Below are 27,000 nucleotides of genomic sequence, written 5' to 3'. Positions count from 1 at the left end.
GCCTCATCGTGCAGCTCTGGCGCCATCACGGCTTCACGGCCCTGCTCGTGATCCATGACGTCGCCGAGGCCGTGGCCCTGGCCGACCGCGTGCTGCTGATAGACCGTGGCGGCATCGCGCTGGATGCGACCGTCTCGCTGCCCCGCCCGCGCTCTCGCACGGCGGCAGGGTTTGCGGAGCTGGAGGAGCGGGTGCTGCGGCAGATCGTCGGCCACCCGGCATTGGTTTAGCTGTCAGGGACTGAGCGAGTGGTGCTGGCTTAGCCGCTCACAGAGCAAGGCCGCGAGCCGCGCAGCACGTTGTAGGGATTCACCGGCGCACCGCGCCACCAGCGTGGCTTCGGCTCGAGCTTGAAGATCGCCAGGTGCAGGTGCGGTGCACCGGCCGGCGAATTGCCGGTCAGGCCCACGTAGCCGACCAACTGGCAACGGCGCAGCGACTGGCCCTCCACCAGGCCCGGCGCGTAGCCGTCGAGATGGGCGTAGTAGTAGGCGTAGCGCGACGCGGGGTCGAACTGGTAAACCGTGAGGCCGCCGCGCTGGCTGGTAAACAGCTTGGCCACCACGCCGTCTTCCACCGCCAGCACCGGCGTGCGCATCGGGGCCGGGATGTCCAGCGCCTCATGGGCACCTTTCGTGCGGCCGTCGCCGAAGGTATCCGTCAGGGTGGCAGCCCACACGCCAGGTAGCGGAATGGACAAATCGCGGCCCTGCAGGTCGGCGATGTCGGCAGGCGTGACGGCGACGTCCACCGGGCCTGACGCGGGTGTGACCGCCGTTGCAGGCCAGGACGAAGGCACCGCGGGTGCCTCGACCCGCACCGCCGGCGCGGTCACCTGAGGTTGGACTGGCGGCGGCACTGGCGCGCGGCGCTCGCTGCAAGCGCTGGCGCAGGCCAGCAGCAAGGCCATTGCCGCGTGGGACGCGCCGTGGCGAGGCGGTGGGAGTGCCATTGCGTGCAACCTGCCTTGCAGCCAAAGTCAGGGCCGAATGTCGACCTCGAAGCCCGGTTTCACGAGCTTGGCCAGACGTTGCGCGTCCCAGTTCGTCATGTGGATGCAGCCGTTGGTTTCCTCGCGGCCCAACTGCGCGGGGTTGGGCGTGCCGTGGATGCCCCAGTGCGGCTTGCTCAGCCCCAGCCACGTGTTACCGACGGGATTGTTGGGGCCCGGCGCGACCTCGGCCTTCTGCGCGTCCTTGGGGGCGTTTTTCAGCAGCGCCGGGTTGTATGTGAAGGTCGGGTTCGGCACCTCGCTGACGATCTTCAGCACGCCCAGCGGCAACGGGTCCTGCGGCCCGCCGATGCTGATCGGGAACGCCCCCAGCACCTTGCGATCGGCGCCGAGCACCCACAAGGTCTTGGCCCTCTTCTCGATCTCGATCCTGACCGCCGCGCCGCCGACCGGCGGGCGCGCGGAGACGTCGGGCACGATCAACTCGTCGCCGGCCTTGAAATCCTTCGCCCGGCCACGATTGAGCGACGCAAGCATCGACTCGCTGAGATGGAAGCGCTCCGCCAGCGCCTCGCCGACGGTTTCGTAGTCCAGCGACTTCAGCTTGGCGCGCTCGGCCATGTCGGCGGGTGTGCGGGTGTAGGGGCCGGCCACGTCCTTGTCGGTGACGGTGTAGGTCGCGAACGCACCGCCCGTATCGCCCTGTTCCAGCGCCTTTGCGGTGGCCGCGTCGAGCCGGCCGCTGACCTTCAGGCCCCTGGCTCGCTGAAACGCGGTCAGCGCGCGTTGCAGGTTGCGCCCCTGGCGGCCATCGATCTCGCCCGGCGAGAACCACGCCCGATCCAGAAGCACCTGGGCGCGGGCAACCGCGTGGGCACCCACCGCGTGACCGTGTCCAGGCACCAGCGACGCAGCGTTGAACGCCTCCAGCGTCTGCGGTGCCGCCGACGGGGTGGCGCGGGCGCGGTGCGTGGCGGCCACGCCCGGCGACGCGACGCAGGCGCAACACAGCAGCGCGGCAGCCATCTTCAGCGGTGAAATTGGCAAGGTCGGCATGGCGGGCTCACGAGGTGGGTCGATTCACCGCACCGTACCGAGGTCACCGCGCCGCACGTGTAGGCCGATGCCTGGAACCACTGCCAATTGACGACGTGAACCGCTGCCCGCGAGGCTGGACGACCGCTGCGCGCCCTACATCGGGCATCGAAGGAGCGGCGAAGTCCGATGAGTCGATGACTGCTTCGTGCCGCGCACCCTGAACCTGGCCCTTTGACGCGAGCGACGGCAACCGCTGCAGCACCGACCGCCGCTGATTGCCGCCGTTCGCCGCAAAGCTTGCCAACCGGCAGATGGAGCGACTCAAAGCGAAAGACGCAGATGAACCGATTCCAAACGTCAGAACCGGTAGCAGTGCCCCGGCTGAGAGTCGCCACCATTGACCTGCGCACCATGGGCCGCAACAGTCGCGCCGGGATAGGCGCCGTTCTGACAGGCGATCAGCGCATCACGACTGCCTTCGACGCCCCGCTCGACTATGGATTTTCGCGGCTCAAGACGTAGTCCGCGATGTTCGGATGCCGCTGGGGCGTCGCTTGGTTTGGTGGTCGCGAACGCCCGAGCAGGAGAGCGGGGCAGCTTGAGGTTTAGGGGTGCCGGGCTGGCGCCAGCGGCGTCATCGCCGGGCGCCGCGATGCAGTAAAGAGGTGCGGCCAGCGCGGCCAGCAGCATCGCTGAGCTGCGCACACCAGACAGCGAACCGGACAAGCGGCCTGCGAAGGGTAGAAACAACTGCTTTGAAGACGCMACGCCTAGCATGTTGGGATTGTGGCCAGTGTCCGATCATCCGCGAGCCATGCTGTTGACCTTGCCGTCACGAGCCGTAGCCAGACTGTCCGCGGAAGGTGAAAAGAGCCAACGGAGACAAACGGTTCGCGCTCTACGATTTTGGAKAGGTCGCAAGTGCGCGTTCCTACCTTCGTCGGTTCATAGCTCTGGAGCCTGAATGTTCTCTCGCCAAACACTTCTCGTTCTGTTGAGCGCCGCAGCGTTCACCGGAATTGCGCATGGTGCGCCATGCAAGACGACTGTCGATATTCCCCAGCGCCTGCGTGACAGCTCTCTGCTCCTATTGGGCGAACTGCACGGCACGCGCCAGATACCGGATTTCGTAAGCGCCTATGTCTGCAACTTGGCTGCTCAGGCGAGAAGCGTGGCGCTCGCGCTCGAATGGCCAGAGGAAAACCAAGCGGCAATCGACGCTTTCCTTGATAGCGATGGCCGGGGCGGTGCACGCAAGGCGTTGTTCGGTTCCCGCGATTGGTCAAAGCCCGCGCATGAGCAGGATGGGCGTACCAGCATGGCCATGCTTGTGCTGCTCGATGAGGTGCGGCAGCACAACAAAGCCACGCCGAATCGCAAGGTCACAGTCCGCGCGATCGACGGGGACGACCTGACGATGAGCCGCAACGTCCGTGCGCTGACCGCTACGGGGCTTTTCTCTCACGTCGTCGTGCTGACGGGAGACCTCCACACCAGTTTGGCCAAAGGCAACATGTTCGATCCGGCCATGGAGCCCATGGGCTTTCTGCTACGTGACCTCCGCCCGATTTCCCTCGTGGCGGAGTACGACCAAGGGACGGCCTGGAACTGCGCCGCCAGCCAGTGTGAGCCGCATGTAGTGCTATCCATGCCGACGCAGCGAGGCGCGCAGTATTCAATTTCGTTGCGGCCACCGAAAGATCGGCTCGGCTACGACGGCAGCTTCTACGTGGGGAGGATCGACGCTTCGCCTCCGGCCGTTTTGCCCACCGCCGCAAACGATTGAGTTGAATGGCTTGCAAGAACGGCCGTCGCCCTTTCTCGCGCTCGAGCTGAGCGGCGGCAATCGCATGCCGGCACGACCGTCTCCGTCGCGCCCGGTGCTCGGACCAGGCAACATGGCACCATCGAGGCCGGGCAGGTCAACGTGGGGACGTCCATCAAATGATTTGGATGAGAGCCGCCGCTGACCGGCGGGTCAGACGTCGATCGTTGCTGGTCAAGCCTGGCCTGTGACTATGTTTTGGTTCAAATGGATTAAGTGACATTGAAGCAAGCGCTGATTTCATTCGTGCTCGTGCTGACGGCTGCAACCCAAGTTGTTGCCGAAGGCTCCGCGGCGGCTTTCCCGCAGATGCTGAAGCCGGAGGCACAGCAGGCCAAGTCGGCCCATCTGGCTGCGGACCTGCTGTCTCGCTACCACTACCGCCCCCTCTCGCTCGACGACGCGTTGTCGGCCAGGATCTTCGACCAGTATTTAAAGGCGCTCGATCCGGAGAAACTGTACTTCCTGCAGTCCGACATCGATCGCCTGTCAGGCGACCGCATCTTGCTCGACGACGCGATCCTGGCTGAGGACCTGCGGGTGCCGTTCGAGGTCTTCAACCTGTACGAACGCCGGGTGGCTGAGCGGCTGACCTATGGCCGCACCTTGCTCAAGAAGGGGTTCGATTTCGGGCAAGACGAATCTTTGACGGTCGAGCGCAAGGATCAGCCTTGGCCTGCGACCGAGGCAGAGTCCCAAGACCTCTGGCGCAAGCGCGTCAAGAACGAGTGGTTGCGGCTCAAGCTTGCCGGCAGGGACGACCCGGCCATCGTGAAGATTCTCGACAAGCGCTACGAAAGCGCATCGAAGAACCTGGGCAAGATCACAAGCGCCGACGCCTTCCAGGCCTTCATGAATGCCTACACGATGGCGATCGACCCACACACGAACTACCTGGGACCGCGCGCCGCGGAAAACTTCGGCATCTCCATGCGACTGTCCCTGGTGGGCATCGGCGCGCTTCTGACGCAGATCGACGACTACGCCACCGTCCGGGAGCTGGTGCCAGGAGGGCCCGCGAGCCTGTCGGGCCAGTTGAAGGTCGGCGACCGTATCGTGGGCGTCGCGCAAGGCGCGACCGGCGCCATGGAGGATGTCGTCGGCAGGCGCCTTGACGACACGGTGGCGTTGATCCGGGGCATGAAGGGTTCGACGGTTCGGCTGGACGTCCTGCCGGCCGACAGCGGGCCCGATGCGCCGAACAGGACCGTCGTACTGGTCCGCAACACCATCACAGTGCAGGACAGCGCCGCCAGGGCCAAGATCTATTCCGTCACGACGGGCGCAGGCAAGCGCCTGGTCGGCGTAATCACCCTGCCTTCGTTCTACGAGGATACCGACGCACTCAGAAAGGGCGACAAGGACTACCGCGGCGCAGCGAACGACGTGGGCAAGCTGCTGTTCGACATGAAGGCCCAGAAAGTAGATGGCGTGTTGATCGACTTGCGCAATGACGGCGGCGGGTCGCTGCGCCAGGCGGTGAACCTGACGGGCATGTTCGTTGGCAAGTTGCCGGTCGTTCAGACCCGAGATGCAAGAGGCAACATCACTGTCGAGAAGAACGCCGAGGCTGGTTTGGCATGGAGCGGGCCGCTGGGCGTCCTGATCAACAGGGGCTCGGCTTCGGCGTCAGAAATCTTCGCCGCGGCGATCCAAGATTACGGTCGCGGCGTGATCATCGGCGAGGGCAGCTTCGGCAAGGGCACCGTCCAGACCCTCGCCAACCTCGACCAGATCGCGAAGAACGCAGCGCCGACGTACGGTGAACTGAAGTTCACCATCGCTCAGTTTTTTCGGGTGAATGGCGGGACGACCCAACTCCGTGGCGTGACGCCAGACATCCTCTTTCCGCAAACCAGCGACGACACCGAGTTCGGAGAGTCGAGCTACGTCAATGCCCTGCCGTGGACCAACATTCGAGCCGTGGACTACTCGCCTGTGGGTGACGTCAAAACGCAGTTGCCCCGCCTGTTGGCTTGGCACGCAGCCCGCGTCGAGCACGCCCTTGACTTCCAGAACCTGCTGCAGGATGTGGCCAAGGCACAGGAGCGTCGCAAGAACAACGTGATTTCGCTCAGTGAATCAGTTCGACGCAAAGAACGTGCTGCCTCGGAGAAGCGCCTGGCTGCCCAGCTGGGTGAAGCGGGAAGGGGCGCGAGCGGCACGCTGGTCGACGACGGCTTGCAGTTCAACGAACGCCAGCTGGACAAGGATCTCGCCGCTGAAAAAACCCGGAAGACCATCAACGATGCGCTTCTTGACGAGGCTGTCAGTATCCTCTCCGACAGCGCGGCATTGAAGGAAGGCCAGACCCAAACAGCGGCGAGCGCTCTACCGATCCGTCCCCAGGTGGTCATGACCTTGCCGAACGTTTCCTCTGAGAAATAGCCGTTGGTGGCCGAGACCTGACCTGGAGGCGGCCACGTCGAGCGGCGCGCACATTGCCGGACTCGGTGCGGATCTTCACCCAAATGCGCACGACCCCCATCAGGTTGCCTCAAGGGTTCTCGCCCGACATCTCCATGATCAGTCGCGTCACGAGGTACAGCCGCGGCGCGATGGAGCGGATATCGACGTACTCGGCATCGTTGGAATGGGCGCCAAAGCCCGTGAGACCCAGGCCTTCGATCACCGGTCCTCGGGCCTGTATCGCCGCGAAGGAGGCGTCCGTGCCGCCGCCCGTGGCGACTTCGGCCACCTGCATCGCCAGGCCCAGCTCCGCATAGATGGCCTGGGCGCGCTTGGCCAGCGCGCGTGACGCGTCGGTGGCCTCCAGCGGCGGGCGGCGCACTTCGAACTTGAGCTGCACCTTGGCGTCAGCCAGGCGCCGCTGCTGCACGCGGCGCTGCAGCTCCTTCTCCAGGCGGTCGAAGTCCGCCACACGCAAGGCGCGCGCATCGGCCTGGGCCGTGGCCTGGGCCGGGATCACGTTGCGGTTGGTGCCCGCCTGGGCCATCGTCCAGTTCAGCTTCAGGCCCGTGGCCGGCTCCGACAAGTCCTGCATCTGCAGCAGTTGATGAGCCAGTTCCGTCAACGCATTGATGCCACCCTCCGGCCTTGCGCCGGCGTGCGAGGAGCGGCCTTCCACGCTCAGATAGGCCGAGCCGATGCCGCTGGTCGCCAGGCGCACACCGCCCTGCGCGCCGGCGCCCTCGAAGGACAGCGTCATGTCCTGGTCAGCCGCGGTGCGCGTGATGGTCGCACGCGAGCCCGGCGAGCTGATCTCCTCGTCGCCGTTGATCAATACGGTCAGCGTGCCGTAGTCGTCAATGCCCGCCTTCTGCAGCAGCGTGATCGCATGCAGGATGGTGGCCACGCCCTGCTTGTCGTCCGCGATGGCGAGGCCGTAGGCGCGGTCACCCTCGATGCGAAAGGGCTGGTCCTTCAGCATGCCCTTCAGATAGACGGTGTCCATGTGGGCAATGAGCAGCAGCTTCTTGCTGCCTCGCCCCTTGAACTGCGCCTTCACCATCTGGCCCTGGCGTTCCGGCGTGTCCTCCATGCGGTAGACCTCGGAGGGCTCGATCATCGACACCTCGCCGCCCAGGACCTTGAGCTTGCCGGCGATCAGCCCGGCCACCGAGGCCAGGCCGTCCAGGTCCTTGCTGCCGGACTCGATCTCGACCAGCGCTCGCAAGGTCTCCAGCAGCGCCGGCTGCTCCTGCTTCGCCAGGTCCTGCAGTTGCTGGGACGTGGGCGTTGCCTGAGTCAGGGACGCCGCGAGAAGGGCGGTGCTGGCGATCAGGATGCGAAGGCGAAGATGCATGGCGTTGTGGTCGTGGTGTGGACGGCGCGGACTGTGCCAGCGGCCGCGGCAGCCGCCTATCGACAAGTTTTCCCCACCCTATGCAGTGATGTAATGGGCTGATGTAATGACCCATGCGCTTTCGCTCGCCGTCGCTGGCCGAACTCCATGCTTTCGTCGCGGTGGCCGAGCTGGGCAGCTTCTCCGCGGCCGCACAGGCCTTGTCCGTCACCCAGGGTGCCGTCAGCCGCGCGGTGCAGCGGCTCGAGTCGGAGCTGGGCCTGGCGCTGCTGGCGCGCGGCGGCGCCCAGGTCACGACGACGCCAGATGGCGCCGGCTACCTTGCCCGCATCAGGCCCGCCCTGGACATGCTGGAAGGGGCCGTTCCCTTGCGGGCGGCGCCTGCCGGCCCGTCACTGCGCATGGCGCCCGTGCCCTCGCTGTATGCGCGCTGGCTGGTGCCGCGGCTGCCGGCGTTGCAAGCGCAACATCCGCAGCTCAAGCTCGAGTTCCGCCGCTGGCGCCACGACGACCGCTTCGAGCGCGACGACGTCGCCTGCTGGATCAACCCCAAGCCGAGCGCACACAGCCGCTGGCCCGAAGGCGTCGTCGCGCAATACCTGCTCGGGCGCGAACTGGTCCCCGTGTGCCGCCCCTCGCGCGCCGCCCGGCTGACCCGGCCGCAAGACGTGCTGCAGCACCCGCTGCTGCACCACAGCGCCCATCCCGCCGACTGGGCGCTCTGGCTCAAGGCCCAGGGCGTGCAGGCGAGCCAGCCCCAACTGGCCTCGGGCTTCGACCTGGCCGCTGCACTGATCGAGGCCGTCGTTGCCGACATGGGCATCGCGGTCGTGCAGCTTTGCCTCATCGAAAGGGAGCTGGCCGCCGGGCAGCTCGTCGTGCCGTTCAGCGGCTGGGTGTCGTCGGGGCGCGGCTTCTACCTGTGCCGGCGGGCCGACCAAGAAGGTTCGTCCGAGCTCCATGCATTCGCGCAATGGGCGGTGGCCGAGAGCCGGCGCTGGCGGCGCGAGGCCCTGGCCGCGCTCGACTGACGGTCAATACACGAGCGAGAAGGTGACGTGACCCTCGTCCCGCGGCGGTCCATCAATGACTGCGCTCCTGCATCACAGCGCGGTTCTTCCCGCCTCGCTTGGCCTCGTAGAGTGCCTTGTCTGCGGCTTCGATGAGTTCAAGGGATGAGCCACCGCGCTGCGGGATCATCGAGGCGCCGCCGATGCACACCGTGAGGTGTCGGGCGGGCGCCGAATCGCCCTGCGCCAGTTCAAGGTCCTGCACGGCCAGGCGCAGTTTTTCGGCCATGAAACCGGCCCCGGCCGCCGGCGTGGTCGTCATGACCAGCGCGAACTCCTCGCCACCGTAGCGCGCCACGAGATCGGTCGAGCGGTTGGCATTCAGGTGCAAGGTGCCTGCCACCTTCTGCAAGGCCTCGTCGCCGGCCGGGTGGCCGTACGTATCGTTGTACTGCTTGAAATCATCGATATCGACCATCAGCACGGAGAGCGTGCTCTGGTCGCGCAGCGCCCGGCTCCATTCCATCTGGATGTGCTCGTTGAACCGGCGCCGGTTGCTGATCTCGGTGAGCCCGTCCACGTAGGTCAACCGCTGCAGCTCGATGTTCAACTCCGTCAGCTGCTGCTGGCTCTCGCGCAGGGCCCGGTACGCCTCGTCGCGCTGCAGCTGGATCGAATACCCCCTGGAGTGGTAGCGGATGCGCGCCACCAGCTCGACCTGGCTCGGCAGCTTGACGAGATAGTCGTTGGCACCGGCCTCGAACGCTTCGCTTTTCACCGCCGGGTCCTCGGTGGTCGACAGCACCACGATCGGGATGTCCATGGTGGCCGCGTTGGCGCGGTAGCGGCGAACCAGCGTCAGGCCGTCGATGCCGGGCATGACCAGGTCCTGCAGGATCACCGTCGGCCCGATCTGCTCGGCCAAGGCGATCGCCTTCGCGGGATCGGCGCAGTAGTGGAAATCGATGTCCGCGTGGTTCAGCAGCGCGCGGCGCACGGCCTCCCCGATCATCGCCTGGTCGTCGACCAGCAGCACCATCACGGGACGGCGCCTGGCCGCCGATGGCTTCGGGACGTCGAGGCTCTTCATATCAAGGTCGATCATCATGGCCTCCTGGTTCTGGTTGCATGCAAAGCGCAGCGCGCAGCCGCGGTGCGATCGCGTCGATGGGCAGGACGTCCACCGCAGCGTCCAGCGCCACGGCGGCCCTCGGCATGCCGTAGACGGCGCAACTCGCCTGGTCCTGCGCGATGGTGTGGTGCCCCTGGTCGCGCAGCGCCTTCAAACCGAGTGCGCCGTCGCGTCCCATGCCGGTCAACAGCACGCCGACGACGCCGCCCCGCCACAGCGCACAGGCGCTGTGGAAGAACACGTCGACCGAGGGACGGTAGACGTACTCCCGCGGGATCGGCGTGTACGCCAGGCACCCGCCCGCCACAAGCCGCAGATGGTCGTTGGTGGCGGCGAGCAACACCACGCCCGCGGCGGGCCGGTCGCCTTCCGCGGCCACCCGCACCGGCAGCGTCGAATGCTGCCCGAGCCACTGCGCCATGCCGGCGGCGAACTGCTCGTCCACATGCTGCACGATGACGACGGCACCCGGGAAATCTGCCGGCAGGCCGTGCAGCAAGGTGGCCAGCGCCGCCGGGCCACCCGCCGAGGCGCCGATGGCGATCAAGGGTTGCGGGCAGCTCTTGCGCGACCTCGCAGCGGACCGGGCGGCGTCGACCCGGGCCGGGGCGCTGTCGCCGATCAGCTTGCCGATGATCTCGATCTTCGCCAGCAGCGGTGCGGCGCCTGCGTGCGGGTCGGCGCCGGCCAGCGTCGGCGTGTCGACGACATCGAGCGCGCCGTGGCCCATCGCGTCGAAGACGCGGGCGGTGTTGGCGCCCATGTTGGAGGTGACGAGCAGGATGGCGCACGGCGTCTCGGCCATGATGCGCCGTGTCGCTTCGACCCCGTCGACGACCGGCATCAGCAGGTCCATCAGCACGAGGTCGGGCCGCAGTTCTGCACAGCGCTGCACCGCCTGCGCGCCGTTCTCGGCCACCCAGATGACGCGGTGTTCCGGCTTCAGCGCCAGCACGCGCCGCAAGGCCTCCACGGCCAGCGGCAGGTCGTTGACGATGGCGATCTTCATGTGACGACCGCCTCGCCGATCAGGTCCACGGCCGCCTGCAGCAGCGTCTCGTCGTGGAAGCTGCCCTTGGTCAGGTAGTGGTTGGCCCCGGCTTCCAGCCCGCGCCGGCGATCCTCGTCGCGATCCTTGTACGACATGATCATCACCGGCAGCGACTTCAGGTTCGGATCTTTTCTGACGAGCGTGACCAGCTCGATGCCGTCCATGCGCGGCATGTCGATGTCGGTCACCAGCAGGTCGAAGTGGCCGGTGCGCACCGCATTCCAGCCATCCATGCCGTCGACGGCCACCTCGACGTCGAAGCCGTGCTGGGCCAGCAGCTTGCGTTCGAGTTCACGCACCGTCAGCGAGTCGTCGACCACCAGCACGCGCTTGCGCTTGCTCGCCCCGGCGGCGCCGGTGCCTGGCCGCACCTGGCTCAGCTGGCCGGAGGCAATCAACTTCTGCACCGAGCGGATCATGTCCTCGATGTCGATGATGAGCACCGGCGACCCGTCTTCCATCAGCGCGCCGGCGCTGACGTCCTTGACCTTGCCCAGGCGCGGGTCGAGCGCCTGCACCACCAGCTCGCATTCGCCGAGGAAACGGTCCACCACCAGGCCGTAGATGTCCTCGTGGTCGCCGACGACGAGGACCGACAAGTCGCCCGCCAAGGCCTGGGGCGCGTCCACCTGCAGCAACTGGTGCGCAGTGACCAGGCCGACGCGTCGCCCGTCGACTTCGACGTGCTGACGCCCCTCGAGCAGCTCGACCCGCTGTGGCGCTACTTTCAGGGCGCGGAAAATGCGCGCCAGCGGGAAGGCGTAGGGCTCGCCGCCGATGTGCACGAGCAGCGTGCGCACTACCGACAGCGTGAGCGGCAGTTGCAGCTGGAAGCGCGTGCCCAGGCCCGGCTGCGTCGACACGCGAACGCTGCCGCGCACCTGTTTGACCATGTCCTGCACGACGTCGAGCCCGACGCCCCGCCCGGAGACCTCGGTCACCCGCCGGCTGAGCGTGAAACCCGGCAGGAACAGGAACTCCAGCAGCTCGGACTCCGACAGCTCGGCCGCGACCTCGGGCTTGGCGTGGCGGCGCTCGACGACGGCGCTGCGCAGTGCCTCCAGGGCGATGCCGCCGCCGTCATCGGACACGGTGATCTGCAACGCCCCGGCGCTGTGGCGCGCCTCGAGCCGCACGACGCCTTCAGCGGGTTTGCCCACGGCGTGTCGCTGCCCGGGCGATTCGATGCCATGGTCGAGCGCATTGCGCAGCAGGTGGCCAAGCGGTGCATCCAGCTTCTCGAGCACGTCGCGGTCCACCGGCGTCGCGGCGCCGACGATGTCGAGCCTGACCTGCTTGCCCAGCGTGCGCCCCAGGTCGCGCAGCATGCGGGGCATGGTTTGAACACCGTCCGCGAATGGCCGCATCCGACAGGCCACCGCCTCGTCGTACAACCGGCGCGAGAGGTCGGCCGAGCGCCGCTCGAAAGTTTCCAGATCGGCCAACCCCTGAGCCAACAGCTGCTCGCACTCCAGCATGCGGCGCCTGACCTCGGGCGGTGCGGCCCGCTCTTGCGCAGCCTCATGCTGAAGCCGCTTGAGCCGCAGCAATGAGTTGGCGAAAGGCGTGAGCCACCTTGCGGCCACCAATGATTCGCCGGCCAGCCCGAGCAGCCGATTCAGGTTGTCGGCGGTGACGCGCACGACGCGGTCCGAGGCGTCGCGCGCCGGCGCCGCCGCGGGGGGCGCCACCGCTGCCTGCAGCACCGGCGCTGCCGCGTCGGGCGCCGGGTCGTCTTCGTCGCTGGCCAGCATCGCGGTCTGCAAGGCGTCGACGAAGGCCTTCACCTGCAGCGCGTCGCCAGGGTCCGTCCCGGCGGTCCGGCCCAGGCGCGCGAGCAGGTCCACACCCGCGAGCAACGGGTCGATCTGACGTTGGCGCAGCCGCAACCGGCCCGTTTGAGCGGCGACGAAGCAGTCTTCCATCGCATGCGCCACTTCCACCGCGGCGCCGATGCCGACGATGCTGGCGGCACCCTTGAGCGAATGGGCGGCGCGCATGCAGGACTCGAGCTGGTCGGGCGCTTCCGGGCTGCGCTCCAGGGCGAGCAACCCCTGCGTCAGCAACGGCGCGTGGTTCTCCACCTCGATGCGGAACAGATCCAGCATCGACAGGTCGCTGAGGTCGACGTTGCTCATTGGGGCACCCTGGGCGCTGCGCGCCATCCCGCCAAGCGGGAATGAGCCCCTTCGGGCGGCCGGGCGGGGCTCATGCGAGGCCCCGTTGAATGGTGTAGAGCAGCAGTTGCTCGTCGAGCAGGCCGACCGCGCGCTCATTGCTGCCCCCTGGCGCCTCTCGAGGGGTTCGCCCGCGTTCGGACGGCCGGGTGACGGGTTCGTGCCAGGCCAGGATCGCCTTGGAGTAGGTCGCCGTGGCACGCGCGACGGTGGCAGGCACTGGCTTCAGCGTGGCCGGATCGAAGCGCTGAATGCCGTGCATCTCGTCGACGGCGAAGCCCAGGCGCAGGCCGTCCAGGCCGACCACCACCAGGCGCTGCAGTGTCAGGCGCTGCCGCGGGTGTGCCGTCTGCGCGGCCTGTGCCAGGCCGAGGACGCTGCCCAGCGACACACAGACCAGCAACTCGCCCCGCACGTTGGCCACACCCTGCACGACGCCGCCGCGCCGGCTCGGCAGCGAATGAACCACCGGCAAGGCAGCGACTTCCTGGAACACCGGCGTCGGCAGGGCCAACCATTCGGCACCGATGCGAAAGATGACCGCCGAGCCCACCTCGCCCAGCCCAAGCGCCTGGGCCCGTCCCATGTGCCGGGTGCAATCGGCGAGGTAGCCGGGCGGCGCCTGGCGGTCCAGCAAAGCCAACGCGGCGGTGGCGTGGGTGGGGCAGTGGCTGCAGTGCACGTGCTGCTTCAGTTCCGGGCAGGAGCCATCGCCGCGAATGCCGATGCGGTTCCAGCAGTCGTCCAGGGCCACTTGCATGTTCATGTCAAGCCCCGCCTGGTTGCAGCCGGCTCGCGCGCTGCTGCAAGCGCCGCGCGCCGGCCGCGTCGCCCTGCTTTTGCAGCAGCAGGGCAAGGTGGATCAACGCCTCGTGGTGATTCGGGTTCAGATAGAGCGCCTTGCGGTACTGGTCGGCCGCATCGCCCGTGTTGCCGCTTGCGTCGCGCACCAGGCCGAGCAGATTGAACGCCTCGGCCGTGGGCCCGTGCTCGCGCAGATGTGCTTCACAGTGCGACGCAGCCTCGGCGAGGTGGCCCTGGTCGGCCAGGCGCTGTGCGTGGGCTATGCCCGTCGCCGCTTCGGCCCGCACAGTCGCCTGCGGCGCGGTAGCGGGGGGCGCCACCCGGGGCCGAGCGGGCCGCGGGGGCGCGGCCACCGGGGCCGGAGCACGTACGGGCCTGGGTGGCGCCGGGGTTGCACGGAGCTTGATGACGCTGCCGGGCGCCGGCCCCTTGCGGAAGGCAAACGCGAGCGGAAGCTTTGCAGAGACGAAGCCGTGATCCGACAGCAGGGTCGTCTCCGACGGGCCGACGAACAGCCAGCCGCGCGGCGCAAGCAGCCGGCCCAGCACCGCGATGGCGCGGTCCTGCGTGGCGCGGTCGAAGTAGATCAGCACATTGCGGCAGAAGATGACGTCGTAGAGCCCCGTCCCGGCCACGAGGCCGTCCAGCAGGTTGCCCGGTCGAAATTGCACGAGCCCGCGCACCGCCTCCGTCGGGCTGTGGCCGCCCGCCGTCGCGATGAAGTGGCGATCACGGAACGCCAGGTCGCTGCCGCGAAACGAATTTCGGCCGTAGACCGCAACCTGCGCCCGCGCCAGCGCACGCAGGCTGATGTCGACGGCATCGATGCGCAGCGCATTGGCCGGAAAGCCGGCGTCGAGCAATGCCATGGCCATCGAATAGGGCTCCTCGCCGGTCGCGCACGGCACGCTCAGCAAGCGCAGCACGCCCTGCGCCTGAGCAGGCGCTTCCTCGCTGGCCAGGCGCGCCAGCGCCACGAAGGCCGCCGGGTCGCGGAAGAACCAGGTCTCGGGCACGACCACCGCCTCGATGAGTTCCTGCAACTCGACGCTCGAGCCGCAGAGCCGTTCCCAGTAGGCCTGCGCGTCCGCCAGCCCGCAGGCCGACAGCCGCTCCTGCACCGCACGCTCGACGGACGCCGATCCGATCGAGGCCGCATCCAGGCCCATCGTCTGCTTGAGCAATTGCTCGAAACGGGTCATGTCCATCACGCTGCCCCGGCCTCGTCGAACAACATCGCGCGCAGCGACGCCGGAAGCAGACCCTGCACCTCGACGCGCTGGATCAGCCCCTGCGCGTCGGTCGTCACCGGGCCGAGCCAGGGCGCTGCGTCGACGTTGACGCCGGCCGCAACAAACTCCGCCGGCTCGCGGCGCAGCGTCTGCGTCGCCCTTTCGACCAACAGGCCGAGCAGGTGCGGGCCGGCTGCGGGATCGGGGAAAGTCACGAGCACGATGCGCGTGCTCAGGCGGTTCGCTGACGGGCGGCCGAGCGCGAGTTCGCTGAGGTCGATGACCGGCACCGGCACACCTCGGTAGTCGCACAGGCCGGCCACCGTCGACGGCGCGAGCGGGATCGCCTTCACGCCAAGCCGCGGCAGGACGGCGACGACCTGGCCCGCGTCGAGGGCGTAGCGTTCACTGCCGATCTGAAAGAGGATGAACAGCATCCGGCCGGCCCTCGGGCCTCAGGCCTGCGCCAGTTTGAAGCGCGAGACGCCGCTGCGCAGCCCGCCAGCCGCCTGGTGCAAGCCGTCGATCGCCTGGCCCGACTGGCGCAGCGAGTCGACAGTCTGCTGGGCGGCTTCGGTCAACTGTGTCAGTGCCTGGCTGATCTGCTCGGCGCCGGTCGCCTGCGTCTGCACGCTTTCGCTGACGGCCTCAAAACGCGGCGCCAAGGCCTGCACCTGCGAGATGATCTGCGACAGCTGCGCGCCGACTTGCTGCACCTCCTGCATGCCGCGGCGCACCTCCTCGGAAAACTTGTCCATGCCCATCACGCCGGCCGACACCGCGGACTGCATCTCCTTGACCGTCTGTTCGATGTCGTAGGTGGCGACTGCGGTCTGGTCGGCGAGCCGGCGGATCTCCGTGGCAACCACGCCAAAGCCGCGCCCGTATTCGCCGGCTTTCTCGGCCTCGATGGCCGCGTTCAGCGACAGCAGGTTGGTCTGGTCGGCCACCTTGGTGATGGTGGTGACGACCTGGTTGATGTTGCCGGCCTTGTCGCTCAACACGGCGAGCTTGGCGTTGATCGAGCCGACCGCCTCCATCACGTTGTGCATGGTCTCGGTCATGCGCTGCAAGCCTTCCTGCCCGCCGCCGGCCAGCAAGGCGGTCTCCTCGGCGACCTGCGACACCTCGCTCATCGTCTTCACGAGCGCGCGCGACGTGGCGGAAATTTCCTTGGAGGTGGCGCCGATCTCGGTGGTCGTCGCAGCGATCTCGCTGGCGGTGGCCTGCTGCTCCTTGGATGTGGCGGCGATCTCGGTCGCCGAGGTGTTGACCTGGATGCCGGACTGCTGGACCTGGCCGAACAGCTCCGTCAGCTTCTCCGTCATCCGGTTGAACCCCTGCGCCAGCGTGCCGAACTCGTCGCGCCGCTCCAGGTTCATCCGCTGCGTCAAGTCACCGGTGCTGATCGCGTCGGTGGCGGTGAGCAACCGGTGCAACGGCCGGGTGATCGATTGCAGCAGGACATAGCCGAGCGCAAGTGCCAGCAACAGTGCCGCAGCGAGACTGACCAGGATGGCCATGTTGGCCGTTGCGACCGCGCTCATGATCTGCCGGCCTGCCGCCTCGGCATCGGCCATGTTGTAGTCGACGACGGACTGCACGGCGGCGCGCAGCTTGTTGTACTGCGGGTCAAGCTGGCTGTGCAGCAGCGCCCGGGCCTCGTCGCGCTTGCTGGCCGCGCTCAGCTTCAGGATGTCGTCCTGCGTGCGCAGGTAAGGATTGGCAACGTGGAGGTTCTTGAACGCCTCGTAGTTCTCGCGATCCTCGGCCGAGAAGATGGTGCTCTCGTAGCTCTTGGCCAGGGTCTCCAGCCGAGCCCGGTTGACCTGCAACTGCGACTCGATCTTGCGCGCCTCGGTTTCATCCTTCTCGAACACCTGCTCCTGGGTCAACGCGAAGTTCTCTTGCCAGGCGGCCAGCAGCTGGCTGCTGTACAGCATGCCGGGCAAGGCCTCCTTCTGGATGACGGTCGCGTCCTGCGCCACGCGAGCGAGGCGGGAATAGATGACGGCGCCCATGACAATCATCAACACCAGCACGGCGGCGAAGCTGGCGAGGATGCGGTGCCTCACGGTCAAGATATTCATCAAATTCGGCTCCCTCGCCCTGCGTCATCCAGCCCGGCGGGCAAGTCGACGCAATGCAGCTCACCGTACGCCCTGTCTAACGCGATCTCCGTGCGGTGCCGAACATCCCGAGCGAAGAAATGGAGTTGGCCGCCGGGCGGCTCGTCGTGCCTTCAGCGGCTTTTTGTCATCGGGGGCGCGGCTTCTACCTCTGCCAATGGGCCGACCGGGAGGGCTCGTCCGAGCTGCAAGCCTTCGCGCAATGGGCAATGGCCCAGAGCCGGCACTGGCGGCGCTCGGTTGACGATCAGTACACGAGAGAGAAGGTGACGTAGCCCTCACCCTCCTCGGCCAGATGCTTGATGCCCGACGTACCGGCACTGATGCCGATGAACCTGAGCTGCCTTTGAGTTTCCTTGGCGTGCTTGGCCAGTGCCAACGCCGCCGTCATCCTGTCGTTGGCATGAGGCGCCAGGTCGTTGTAGATAAGCTCGAGGTTCGCTCCGGCTGTCATCAGCGAACTCAGGAATGCGGGTTGGAGCGTGTTGTTGTGCATCTGGTCTCTCCGTGGGTTGAGGGCAGCATAGTCTGTCGAATTCCAGCACGACGACAGCCCGTTGTCCCGCCATGGCACCATATTGGCCCATGCCCCTGCACATCGCCTGCCTCTGCGCCGCCTGGTGCCGCACCTGCGAGTCCTACCAAGAAATTTTCGAAGCCGCCTGCGCCGAACTGCCCCAGGCCGGCCTGCATGTGCGCTGGATCGACATCGAGGACGAAGCCGAACTCATCGGCGACCTGGACATCGAGACCTTCCCGACGCTGCTCATCGCCGACGGCGAGCACATCCGCTTCGCCGGGCCGTTGACGCCGCAGCCCGAGACGCTCAGGCGCGTGCTGCGGGCGCACCTGGCGGACGCGAGGCCCATGCCCGTCGAACCGGCCTACGTCGAGCTGGCCTCGCGCCTGCGCAGCGAAGCCTGAGCTGGCCAGGGTCAAGGCCGCCCAAAACGGCCTGTCCGAGCTGACAAAAGCGGCTGCCTTTCCACGATGCGGCAGAACCCACGTTTTTCATGGGGGAGATGTAGGACTGCGCTGACAGAGACACGCGACGCATGCTGCTGTGCCGGCGGCGCGCCGGCACCCAAAGTCGGAGCATGTCCGCACCGCCGCAACACCCGCCGCATGACCTGACGCCCACCGGCGCTGCACAAGCCTTCCTGCGCCTCGCCGGCGGCGCCGAAGCGGCCGCTGCCCCGGTGCGGGCCGTGCAGTTCGGTGCCGACCGCTTTGCCGAACATGGCCGCAGCCTGGCCGCGGCCCAGCGGGTGGACGACCCGCGCCAGCAGCCCCGCCCCTTCTCGCCGCGGCTGCGCAGCAATCTGCAGGTCTGGGCCGCCGCCCTGAGCGTGCTGTCCGAGGAAGGCCTGCAGGCCGACATCGACCCCGCCCACGCCTGGCTGCTGGACAACGCCCGCATCGTGCAGCAGCAGCTCGACGAGGTGCTGCACGACCTGCCGCGCAGCTACTTCCAGCGCCTGCCCCGGCTGGCCGACGAACCGCTGCAGGGCCTGCCGCGCATCTATGGCGTCGCCTGGGCCTGGGTGGCCCACGCGGACAGCTCGCTGGACCTGGCCCTGCTGCACCACTTCCTGGCCGGCCACCACGAGGCCGAGGCGCTGACATTGCGCGAGCTGTGGGCCCTGCCGTCCACGCTGCGCGTCGTGCTGGTGGAGAACCTGCGCCGCCTGGCCGAGCGCGCCGCCTGGCGTCATCTGGCGCGCCGCGCCGCCCAGCACCTGTTCGAGGCGCTGCCGCAGCTGGACGCGGCAGCGGTGCGCAACCAACTGCAGCAATGGCAATCGGCCTGGCCGCGCGACCCGGCCATCACGGCCCTGGCCCTGCGCCTGCACGAGCGGCTGACCGACCGCGCCCTGGGCCAAGCCGAGCAGCGTGACTCCGATGACTCGTCCTGGGCGGCCGTGCACGCCTGGCTGGCCGAGGCGCTGCCCGACGCAGCCGCTGCGCAGGCCAGCGAGCAGGCCGAGAGCGCGGCCGACCACCAGAGCATCCGCAACGCCATCAGCAGCCTGCGCAACCTCGGCGCGGCCAACTGGGCCGGACTGTTCGAGGCTGTGCACCCGACGCTGCGCGCCCTGGGCCACATTGCCGTCTACCGCCAGGAGCACGAGGCCACGCGCGACATGGCCATGCACGCGATAGAGGCCCTGACCGAGCGCCACAACGTACCCGAGGCCGACGTGGCCCAGGTGCTGCGCCTGCTTTGCAACGACCCCGCCTGGGCCGAGGACGCAGAAGAGCGCGCCCCGCTGTACTGGCTGTCCGGCCCCGGCCGCGAACGCCTGCTGAGCGAACTTCGCCTCAAGCCTACCGCTGGCGAGCGCTTTGCCGCCGGGCTGCGCCGCCACAGTGTCGCCCTCTATCTGACCAGCCTGGCAGGGTTGCTGATCCTGGCCGAGCTGACGTTGCTGCTGCTGGGCCTGCCCCCGGGCGCCGGCTGGCCCATGGTGGTGGCGGCCGTGCTGCTGTCGCTGCTGCCGGCCAGCGAGGCCGTGGTTGCGCTGGCCAACCGCCTCATCAGCGAGTCCGCAGCGCCGGCGCAGCTGCCGCGTCTGACCTGGCATCACGGCATTCCGGCCGGGGCGCGCAGCCTGGTTGTCATTCCCTGCATGCTGACGCGGTCCAAAGGCATCGCGACCCTGCTCGCCCAGCTGGAGCGCCACCACCTGGCCAACCTGGAAGACGAGGCGCAGTTCGCGCTGCTCAGCGACTGGACCGATGCCAAGGCCGAGCACCAGCCCCAGGACGCGGGCCTGCTCGCCCAGGCGCGCGCCGGCATCGAGGCGTTGAACCAGCGCCACGGCACGGCCTGCGAGGGCCGGCCGCGTTTCCTGCTGCTGCACCGCGAGCGGCGCTGGAGCGAGACCGAGCAGCGCTGGATCGGCTGGGAGCGCAAGCGCGGCAAGACCGAGGCATTGGCCGCCCTGCTGGCCGGTCAGCCGCCCGAGCTGCTGCCTGACCGCTTTGTCGACCTGGGCGAGCTGTCCACGCCCGCACCGGACATCCGCCACATCATCACGCTGGATGCCGACAACGCCCTGCCCCCCGGCGCGCTGCGCGAGCTGGTCGCCATCGCCGCCCACCCGCTGAACCGCCCACGGTTGAGCCGCACATCCAGCGGCGCCGTCACCGTCGTGCGCGGCCACGGCATGCTGCAGCCACGCGTCGCCACGCCGCTGGCCACAGCCGCCGGCAGCTCCACGGTGCATGGCACCTGGTTCCACAGCCTGTTCGCCGGCCAGCCGGGGCTGGACCCCTACAGCGCCGCCAGCTCCGAGGTCTACCAGGACCTGTTCGACGAAGGCAGCGCCGCCGGCAAGGGACTGATCGACGTGCAGGCCGCAGCGCAGGTACTGGCCCACCGCATGCCCGAGGGCCAGGTGCTCAGCCACGACCTGCTGGAAGGCTCGCTGATGCGCTGCGCCGGCGTCAGCGACGTGGTGCTGGTGGAGCCCGCCCCCATGCATGCCGACGTGGCGGCCTCGCGCATCCACCGCTGGACGCGCGGTGACTGGCAGCTGCTGCCCTTCCTCGGCCACCCGCGCCGCTGGGGCCTGCACGGCATCCACATCTGGAAGATGCTGGACAACCTGCGCCGCTCCCTCGTCGCCCCGGCCGCCTTGCTGCTGCTGGTCGCGTCGTGGATGGGCCTGGGCCTGGCGCCGGCGTGGGCGCTGGGGCTGGTGGCCGCCACCTTCGGCGCCGGGCCGTTGATGGGCGCTCTGGCGGCCTGCGCGCCGTCGGGCGACCGCATCTCGCTGCCGCGCTTTTACCGGCAGGCGGCCATTGAACTCGGGCGCGCCATTGGCGGCGTCGTCTGGCACATCGCACTGCTTCCGGCGGCAAGCTGGCTCAGCATCGACGCCATCGTGCGCGCGCTGTGGCGCCAGCGTGTCAGCCACCAGCATCTGCTGGAATGGACCACCGCCGACGCGGCGGAAGCCGCGGCGCGCACCGACTGGCGCTCGCTGTGGCGCCAGCACAAGCATGTGACCTTTGCCACCGGCGCGCTGGCCCTGCTGCTGATGACGCCGGCCCTGATCGGCCGCCCCGTCGACTGGGACCAGGCCCTGCCGCTGCTGCTGGCCTGGGCACTGACGCCGCTGTGGATAGGCCTGGCCAGCCGGCCACGCGCCCGGCCGCGCCGCGAGGCCATCACCGACGACGAGCGCCAGTACCTGCTCAGCGTCGCCCGCGACACCTGGCGCTGGTTCGAACGCTGGGTCACCAAGGACGACAACGATCTGCCGCCCGACAACGTGCAGTTCGACCCCGACATCGCCGTCGCCCACCGCACCTCGCCCACCAATATCGGCCTGTACCTGCTGTCGGCCTGCTGCGCGCGCGAGTTCGGCTGGCTGCATGACGTCGGCCTGGCCGAGCGCATCGGCCGCACGCTGGACACGCTGGACAAGCTGCCCCGCCACCGCGGCCACTTCTACAACTGGATCGACACCCAGCGCCTGGGCGTGCTGGAGCCGCCCTACATCTCCAGCGTGGACAGCGGCAACCTCTGCGCCCATCTGCTGGTGGTCGCGGCGGCCTGCGAGGGCTTTGCGCGCGGGGGCGAGGGCATGCCGCCGCCGCCGGCCGTGGCCGAGGCGCTGAACGCCGTCGCCATGCGGGCGCGCGCCCTTGCGCTGGCCCACGACTTCAGCTGGCTCTACGACCCGCAGCGCCACCTGCTGCACATCGGCGCCGTCGCGGCGCAAGGCTCCGAGCCCGGCACCGAGCGGCTGGACCAGAACCACTACGACCTGCTCGCCTCCGAAGCTCGGCTGGCCAGCCTGGTGGCCATCGCCAAGGGCGACATCCCGCCGGCGCACTGGGGCGCGCTCGGCCGGCCCTTCTTCTCGCGCGGGCGCGTTACGGGGTTGAAGAGCTGGTCGGGCTCGATGTTCGAGATGTTGATGCCCTCGCTGGTGCTGGACGAGCCCACCGGCAGCGCGCTTGCGGAAGCCGCTCGCGCGGCCGTCATGGAGCAGATCCGCGCCGGGCGTGCGGCCGGCCTGCCCTGGGGCGTGTCCGAGAGCGCCTATGCCAAGCGCGACCGGAGCCTGGCCTACCAGTACGGCCCGCAGGGCGTGGCCAGCCTGGCACTGCGCGACACGCYGGTGGAGGAGATCGTCATCGCGCCGTATGCCAGCCTGATGGCGACCATGGTGATGCCGCGCGCGGCCGTCGCCAATCTGCGCGCGCTGCAGGCCCTGGGTGCCCGCCATGAGGGCGGCTTCATGGAGGCGCTGGACTACACAGTCGGCCGCCAGCCCGAAGCCACCAGCGAGACACCCCAGCAAGGGCGTCGCTTCCAGCGCATCGGCACGACGATGGCCCACCACCACGGCATGTCACTCGTCGCGCTGACCGAGGTGCTGTGCGGCGGCGCGCCGCAGCGCTGGGCTGACGCCGAGCCGCGCTTGTGCGCCGTGCGCTGGCTGCTGCACGAGCGCGCGCCGCACAAGGTGGCGCCACTGCGCGAACCGCCGCCGCAGCCCACTCGCAGCGCACCGCGCCGCGCCCGCATCTCGCTGGTCGTGCCCGAGCTGCATGGCCGCGCCCTGCCCGCCACCGCCTGGCTGGGCCATGGGCGCCTCAGCGCGATGGTGCGCGAGCATGGCGGCGGCACGCTGGTCTGGGGCGAGCCGGGTTCACTGGTGTTGGTGAGCCGCTGGCGCGACGATCTGCCGCAGGACCTGCTCGGCCACCACCTGCATCTGCGCGACCTGGACCTGCACTGGAACGGCGCGCCCGAGTCCAGCCCCTGGCGATCGCTCACGCTGCGGCCCACGCCCGGCCCGCAATGGCGCTATGGCTGCCGCCTGCACCCCGCCAGCGCGCAGTTCACGGCCGAGGGCGAGGAGTTGCACGCCCACACCGAGGCCTGGGTGGCCGTCGAGGACGACGTCGAGCTGCGCCGCATCACGCTGCGCAACCTCGCCCATCGGCCGCGCCGCCTGGCGCTGGTATCCAGCTTCGAGCCCGTGCTGGCGCCGGCCAAGGCCGACCTGGCCCACCCGGCTTTCGGCAAGCTCTTCCTGCAGGCACGTTGGGAACCGGGCCAGCAGGCCCTGAACTGGCAGCGCCTGCCGCGCAGCCCCAACGAGGCGCCCCTGCACGCGGTGCATGCGCTGGTGGGCGTGGAGCTCGAAGGCGGCGCACGGCTGGACCGTGTGCGCGCCGGTGCCGACCGCGCCCATTGGCTGGCACGCGGCGGCATGTCCGGCCAGCCCGGCGGTGTCATTGCGCATGCCGGCGTGCAAGCGCTGCTGGGCACCGACGTGACCGGCCTCAACACCGCGTCTGGCATGCTGGACACTGGCAACGACCCGATCTCGCTGCTGCACCTGGTGCTGCAGCTGCCGCCCGGTGCCAGCGTGACGCTGACGCTGGCCACCGCCGCCGCTCGCGAGCCGCAGACGCTCAGCCACTTGCTGGACAAGCTGCGCCAGCCGGCCCTGGTCGAGCGTGCGCTGACGCTGGCTCACACCATGGCCGGCGTGCGCACCCAAGGCGCCAGCCTCGCGCCGGGCGCCTGGCGGGCCGGCCTCACGCTGCAGACCCTGCTGACCTCGCAGGCCGCCCGCGAGAACCTGCCTCTGCCCGAGACCGGCTACGAGCGCGATGCGCTGTGGCGCCATGGCATCTCGGGGGACGACCCCATCATCCTGATGCGCGTGGCCGATCCCACCGGCGTCATCATGGTGCGCGAGCTGTGCGCGCTGCTGCAGGCCCAGGGCAGCCCGCTGCCAGTGGACGTCGTCGTGTTGGACGCCGAGCCGCCGTCCTATCTGGCGCCGGTGTCGCGCGCGTTGCGGTCGCTGGCCGAGCAGCAAACCCATGGGCGCTGCCGCGTGCATGTGCTGTCGGACGAGACCGTGGGGCCGGACACGCGCTTTGCCCTCAACATGCTGGCGCGCGTGCGCTGGTTCGCCGATGGCCGGCCGCTGGCCCAGCAGCTCGAGCGCCTGGGCCAGAGCCACGAGCAAGCCGCCAAGGCCCGGCGCGGCGCCGGCGCGACGCTGGTGTCCGCCCTCGCCGCCCCGCCCGGCGCCGAGGCGCCAGACAGCGACTTCGAGGCCGACAGCGGTGCCTGCCGCTTCGAGCTGACCGAGCAAAGCCAGCCGGCGCGGCCGTGGATCAACGTCATCGCCAACGAGAACTTCGGCTGCCAGGTGTCCGAGCGCGGTGCCGGCATGGCCTGGGCCGGCAACAGCCGGCTGCACCAGATCACGCCCTGGTCCAACGATGCGCTGCTGGACTCGCCCGGCGAATGGCTGATCCTGCACTGCCTGTCCAGCGGCAAGGCCTGGCTGCTCGGCCGCGCCAGCCCGCACCAGAACGTGTCCCACCTACCGGGAGCCACGGCCATGGCCTTCCAGCTGCCGGGCATGGTGGTGCGCCTGCGCTGGACGGTGGACGCAACAACCGCCGTCAAGCAATGCCAGGTGGAGTTGCACGCGGCGCCCGGCCGCCCGCCGCGCCTGCTGCGGCTGCTGGCCGCCGCGCAGTGGCAGCTGGGCATGGACAGTGGTGCGCGCCGCAGTGTCGTGACGCGACTGGAACCGCCCCAGGGTGACGGTCCGCTGCTGGCCTTGGCCACGCAGGCAGATGGGCTCAATGGCTTCGGCGGCCACACGGCCTGGATGGCACTGCGCCCGACCCGCGAGGGCGATGCGACGGCCGACCAGATCAACAGCCTGGCCAGCGATCAGGCCCTGTGGCCCTGGCCCGCGGACGCCGGCTTCACGCCCGACCTGAACCGGCCGCACCCGTGGACGGCCGCCATTGAGGCCAGCGGCGACCGCCGCCTGCTGTTCGACGACGAAGGCCGCCTCGTCATGCCGCACGCGCTGGATGGCCAGGCCGGTGCTGCCACCGACCCGGCTGCCCTGCTGGCGGTGCCGATCCGCCTGGAGCCCGGCCACGCCTGGCATGGCACGGTGCTGCTCGGCCATGCGCAGAGCCTGCCCGCGGCCCGCGAGCAGGCCGCCAACGCCTGGGCGGCCGACCCACTGCGCCGGCTGGCCGCCCAGCGCGAGGTCTGGCGGGCCTTGAGCGCGCCCGTTCAGGTGGCCACGCCCGACCCCGCCTTCGACGCGCTGGTGAACCATTGGCTGCCGGCCCAGGTGCTGGGCTGCCGCATCTGGGCGCGCGCCGGCTTCTACCAGGCGGGCGGCGCCTTCGGCTTCCGCGACCAGCTGCAGGACGCCATGTCCCTGGTGCAGCACGCACCCGAGCGCCTGGCCGCGCAGATTCGCCGCCACGCAGCCCACCAGTTCCCGCCCGGCGACGTGCAGCACTGGTGGCATGAGCCGGCCGGTGCCGGCGTGCGCACGCATTTCGCGGACGACCGGCTGTGGCTGGCGCTGGCGCTGGCCTTGTACGTCGAGCGCACCGCCGATACGTCGCTGGCCGACGAGATGCTGCCCTTCCTGCAGGGCCGCCCCGTGCCCGAGGGCGCCGAGGACATCTACGAGGTGCCGGCCATCAGCGACGAGCAGGCCAGCATCTACGAGCACGCCGCGCGCTCCATCGATGTCAGCCTGCCCGTCGGCGTCCATGGCCTGCCGCTGTTCGGTACCGGCGACTGGAACGACGGCATGAACCGCGTCGGCGCCGAGGGCAAGGGCGAGTCGGTGTGGATGGGCTTCTTCCTGTGCGCCGTCATCGACGCCCTGCACCCGCTGGCCATCGCCCGCGGCGAGCAGGCCCGCGCGGCGCGCTGGCGCCAGGCACGCGACAAGCTGGCCAAGGCCCTGGACGCCGAGGCCTGGGACGGCCGCTGGTACCGCCGCGGCTGGTTCGATGACGGCAGCGTCCTTGGCACCCATGACGACAGCGAATGCCGCATCGACCTCATCGTGCAGGCCTGGGCCGTGCTGACCGGCGCCACCGAGGCCGACCGCGCCCGCCTGGCCCTGGACAGCGCCTGGCGCGAGCTGCATGACCGCGACGCCCACTTGTTGCGCCTGCTGTGGCCGCCGCTGAAGGACCACCAGCCACCAGCCGGCTACATCCAGGCCTACCCCGGCGGCGTGCGCGAGAACGGCGGCCAGTACAACCACGCCGCCACCTGGGCCCTGATGGCCAGCGCCAAGCTCGGTCAGGCCGAGCGCGCCTGGGCGGCCTTCACGGCCATCAGCCCGGCCCACCGCGGGGCACACGGCGCGGCCTATGGGCTGGAGCCCTTCGCCGTGGCCGGTGATATCGAAGCCGCCGCGCCGCACGCCGGCCGCGGTGGCTGGAGCTGGTACACGGGCGCCGCCGGCTGGCTGCTGCGCGCGGCGGTCGAGTCGCTGTGCGGCGTCAAGCTGGCCGATGGCCTGCTGCGCGTGCAGCCCTGCCTGCCGCCCCATTGGCCCGAGGCGCGGCTGCGGCTGGTGCACCAGGGTCGGCGTATCGACTTGCTGCTGCAGCGTGCCCCGACGGGCGCCGGCACCGCGCCGCCCGCCGGCTACCGCACCCTGGTGCCAGGATCGACGCTGGCGCTCGGGGAGGTCGAAGGCGACCTGCAGCTTTGGGTGCCAGTCACCGATGCCCTGCCGGCCCGCAGGCCGGAACCGGCGGCAGCGTTATGAAGCCCCAAAAAGCAAGCGGCCCCGAAAGGGGCCGCCGTAGCGAATCAGGGGAGGATCAGACGACCAAGCTCAACACCACGGCCATGAGGACGCTACCCAAGACGACGGTCGTGAACAGCCGGTCGCCGATGGCGCTGTCCAGGAATTCCAGCGAGCACAGCATGCGCTGCTTGCGGTCTGACAGCGTGCGGCACTGGCGCAGGTGAACGCCCAGGCTGTCCAGGTGCTGACGCAGCAGATGATCGGTGGCGCGAGACATGGATGACCTCCTCTGAAAACGATGCC

The 27,000-nt window shown here is 69.2% G+C and carries 18 protein-coding genes and 1 pseudogene; 6 read left to right on the top strand and 13 right to left on the bottom strand.

What is annotated here, in order from left to right:
- Positions 1–230 (top strand): annotated as a pseudogene (locus ACXJKJ_RS16080) (aliphatic sulfonate ABC transporter ATP-binding protein); the annotation flags it as partial.
- A gap of 29 nt (positions 231–259) precedes the next feature.
- On the opposite strand, the gene ACXJKJ_RS16075 reads toward ACXJKJ_RS16080, so the two are convergent.
- From ACXJKJ_RS16075 to ACXJKJ_RS16065, 3 genes are all read right to left on the bottom strand, one after another.
- Entirely contained in the window at positions 260–952 is a 693-nt protein-coding gene (locus ACXJKJ_RS16075) for a M23 family metallopeptidase (protein WP_457390958.1), read from the bottom strand.
- A gap of 27 nt (positions 953–979) precedes the next feature.
- Positions 980–2,008, bottom strand: a complete 1,029-nt coding sequence (locus tag ACXJKJ_RS16070; protein WP_457390956.1) for a L,D-transpeptidase family protein — start codon at positions 2,006–2,008, stop codon at positions 980–982.
- Between the two features lie 339 nt (positions 2,009–2,347).
- The gene (locus ACXJKJ_RS16065) at positions 2,348–2,680 is read right to left on the bottom strand and encodes a hypothetical protein (RefSeq protein WP_457390955.1); all 333 of its coding nucleotides are present in this window, start codon (positions 2,678–2,680) and stop codon (positions 2,348–2,350) included.
- Positions 2,681–2,954: 274 nt separating this feature from the next.
- Here ACXJKJ_RS16065 and ACXJKJ_RS16060 point away from each other — a divergent pair, with 274 nt between their 5' ends.
- Positions 2,955–3,776, top strand: a complete 822-nt coding sequence (locus tag ACXJKJ_RS16060; protein ID WP_457390953.1) for a hypothetical protein — start codon at positions 2,955–2,957, stop codon at positions 3,774–3,776.
- A gap of 255 nt (positions 3,777–4,031) precedes the next feature.
- Positions 4,032–6,203 carry a carboxy terminal-processing peptidase gene (locus tag ACXJKJ_RS16055; protein ID WP_457322998.1) on the top strand — a complete coding sequence of 724 codons (2,172 nt, stop codon included), beginning with the start codon at positions 4,032–4,034 and terminating at the stop codon, positions 6,201–6,203.
- 109 nt (positions 6,204–6,312) lie between these two features.
- Here ACXJKJ_RS16055 and ACXJKJ_RS16050 read toward each other — a convergent pair whose 3' ends face one another.
- Positions 6,313–7,581 (bottom strand): M20/M25/M40 family metallo-hydrolase, encoded by a 1,269-nt coding sequence (locus ACXJKJ_RS16050; protein WP_457354548.1) that lies wholly within the window; start codon positions 7,579–7,581, stop codon positions 6,313–6,315.
- 113 nt (positions 7,582–7,694) lie between these two features.
- On the opposite strand from ACXJKJ_RS16050, the gene ACXJKJ_RS16045 reads away from it, so the two are divergent.
- Positions 7,695–8,612, top strand: coding sequence for a LysR substrate-binding domain-containing protein (locus tag ACXJKJ_RS16045; RefSeq protein ID WP_457390951.1), 918 nt, complete (start codon positions 7,695–7,697; stop codon positions 8,610–8,612).
- 52 nt (positions 8,613–8,664) lie between these two features.
- On the opposite strand, the gene ACXJKJ_RS16040 is transcribed toward ACXJKJ_RS16045, so the two are convergent.
- From ACXJKJ_RS16040 to ACXJKJ_RS16005, 8 genes are all read right to left on the bottom strand, one after another.
- Positions 8,665–9,696 carry a diguanylate cyclase gene (locus ACXJKJ_RS16040; RefSeq protein WP_457390950.1) on the bottom strand — a complete coding sequence of 344 codons (1,032 nt, stop codon included), beginning with the start codon at positions 9,694–9,696 and terminating at the stop codon, positions 8,665–8,667.
- Complete coding sequence (cheB, locus tag ACXJKJ_RS16035; protein ID WP_457390948.1) at positions 9,683–10,732, bottom strand: chemotaxis-specific protein-glutamate methyltransferase CheB; 1,050 nt, start codon at positions 10,730–10,732, stop codon at positions 9,683–9,685. The genes ACXJKJ_RS16040 and cheB overlap by 14 nt, the downstream gene beginning before the upstream one ends.
- On the bottom strand, positions 10,729–12,912 hold the full coding sequence (locus ACXJKJ_RS16030; protein ID WP_457390947.1) for a hybrid sensor histidine kinase/response regulator: 2,184 nt from the start codon (positions 12,910–12,912) through the stop codon (positions 10,729–10,731). Before ACXJKJ_RS16030 ends, cheB begins: the two co-directional genes overlap by 4 nt.
- 70 nt (positions 12,913–12,982) lie before the next feature.
- A complete protein-coding gene (locus ACXJKJ_RS16025) occupies positions 12,983–13,717 on the bottom strand; it encodes a chemotaxis protein CheW (protein WP_457390946.1) in 735 nt (244 codons plus the stop codon).
- 1 nt (position 13,718) lies between these two features.
- On the bottom strand, positions 13,719–14,963 hold the full coding sequence (locus ACXJKJ_RS16020; RefSeq protein ID WP_457390945.1) for a CheR family methyltransferase: 1,245 nt from the start codon (positions 14,961–14,963) through the stop codon (positions 13,719–13,721).
- Positions 14,963–15,424: a chemotaxis protein CheW gene (locus ACXJKJ_RS16015; protein WP_457390943.1), complete on the bottom strand. Its 462-nt coding sequence runs from the start codon at positions 15,422–15,424 to the stop codon at positions 14,963–14,965. The genes ACXJKJ_RS16020 and ACXJKJ_RS16015 overlap by 1 nt, the downstream gene beginning before the upstream one ends.
- 18 nt (positions 15,425–15,442) lie before the next feature.
- Complete coding sequence (locus tag ACXJKJ_RS16010) at positions 15,443–17,077, bottom strand: methyl-accepting chemotaxis protein (RefSeq protein WP_457354131.1); 1,635 nt, start codon at positions 17,075–17,077, stop codon at positions 15,443–15,445.
- A gap of 286 nt (positions 17,078–17,363) precedes the next feature.
- Positions 17,364–17,612, bottom strand: a complete 249-nt coding sequence (locus ACXJKJ_RS16005; protein WP_157281708.1) for a hypothetical protein — start codon at positions 17,610–17,612, stop codon at positions 17,364–17,366.
- 89 nt (positions 17,613–17,701) lie between these two features.
- On the opposite strand from ACXJKJ_RS16005, the gene ACXJKJ_RS16000 reads away from it, so the two are divergent.
- Positions 17,702–18,040 (top strand): thioredoxin family protein, encoded by a 339-nt coding sequence (locus ACXJKJ_RS16000; RefSeq protein WP_235532012.1) that lies wholly within the window; start codon positions 17,702–17,704, stop codon positions 18,038–18,040.
- A 173-nt stretch (positions 18,041–18,213) separates the two neighbouring features.
- The gene (locus ACXJKJ_RS15995; RefSeq protein ID WP_457390942.1) at positions 18,214–26,715 is read left to right on the top strand and encodes a GH36-type glycosyl hydrolase domain-containing protein; all 8,502 of its coding nucleotides are present in this window, start codon (positions 18,214–18,216) and stop codon (positions 26,713–26,715) included.
- Positions 26,716–26,770: 55 nt separating this feature from the next.
- On the opposite strand, the gene ACXJKJ_RS15990 is transcribed toward ACXJKJ_RS15995, so the two are convergent.
- Positions 26,771–26,974: a hypothetical protein gene (locus ACXJKJ_RS15990; protein ID WP_056198956.1), complete on the bottom strand. Its 204-nt coding sequence runs from the start codon at positions 26,972–26,974 to the stop codon at positions 26,771–26,773.
- Positions 26,975–27,000 lie beyond the last annotated feature (26 nt).

It is taken from the genome of Roseateles sp. P5_E1, assembly GCF_054049335.1.
This window is presented reverse-complemented; position numbering and strand designations above follow the sequence as displayed.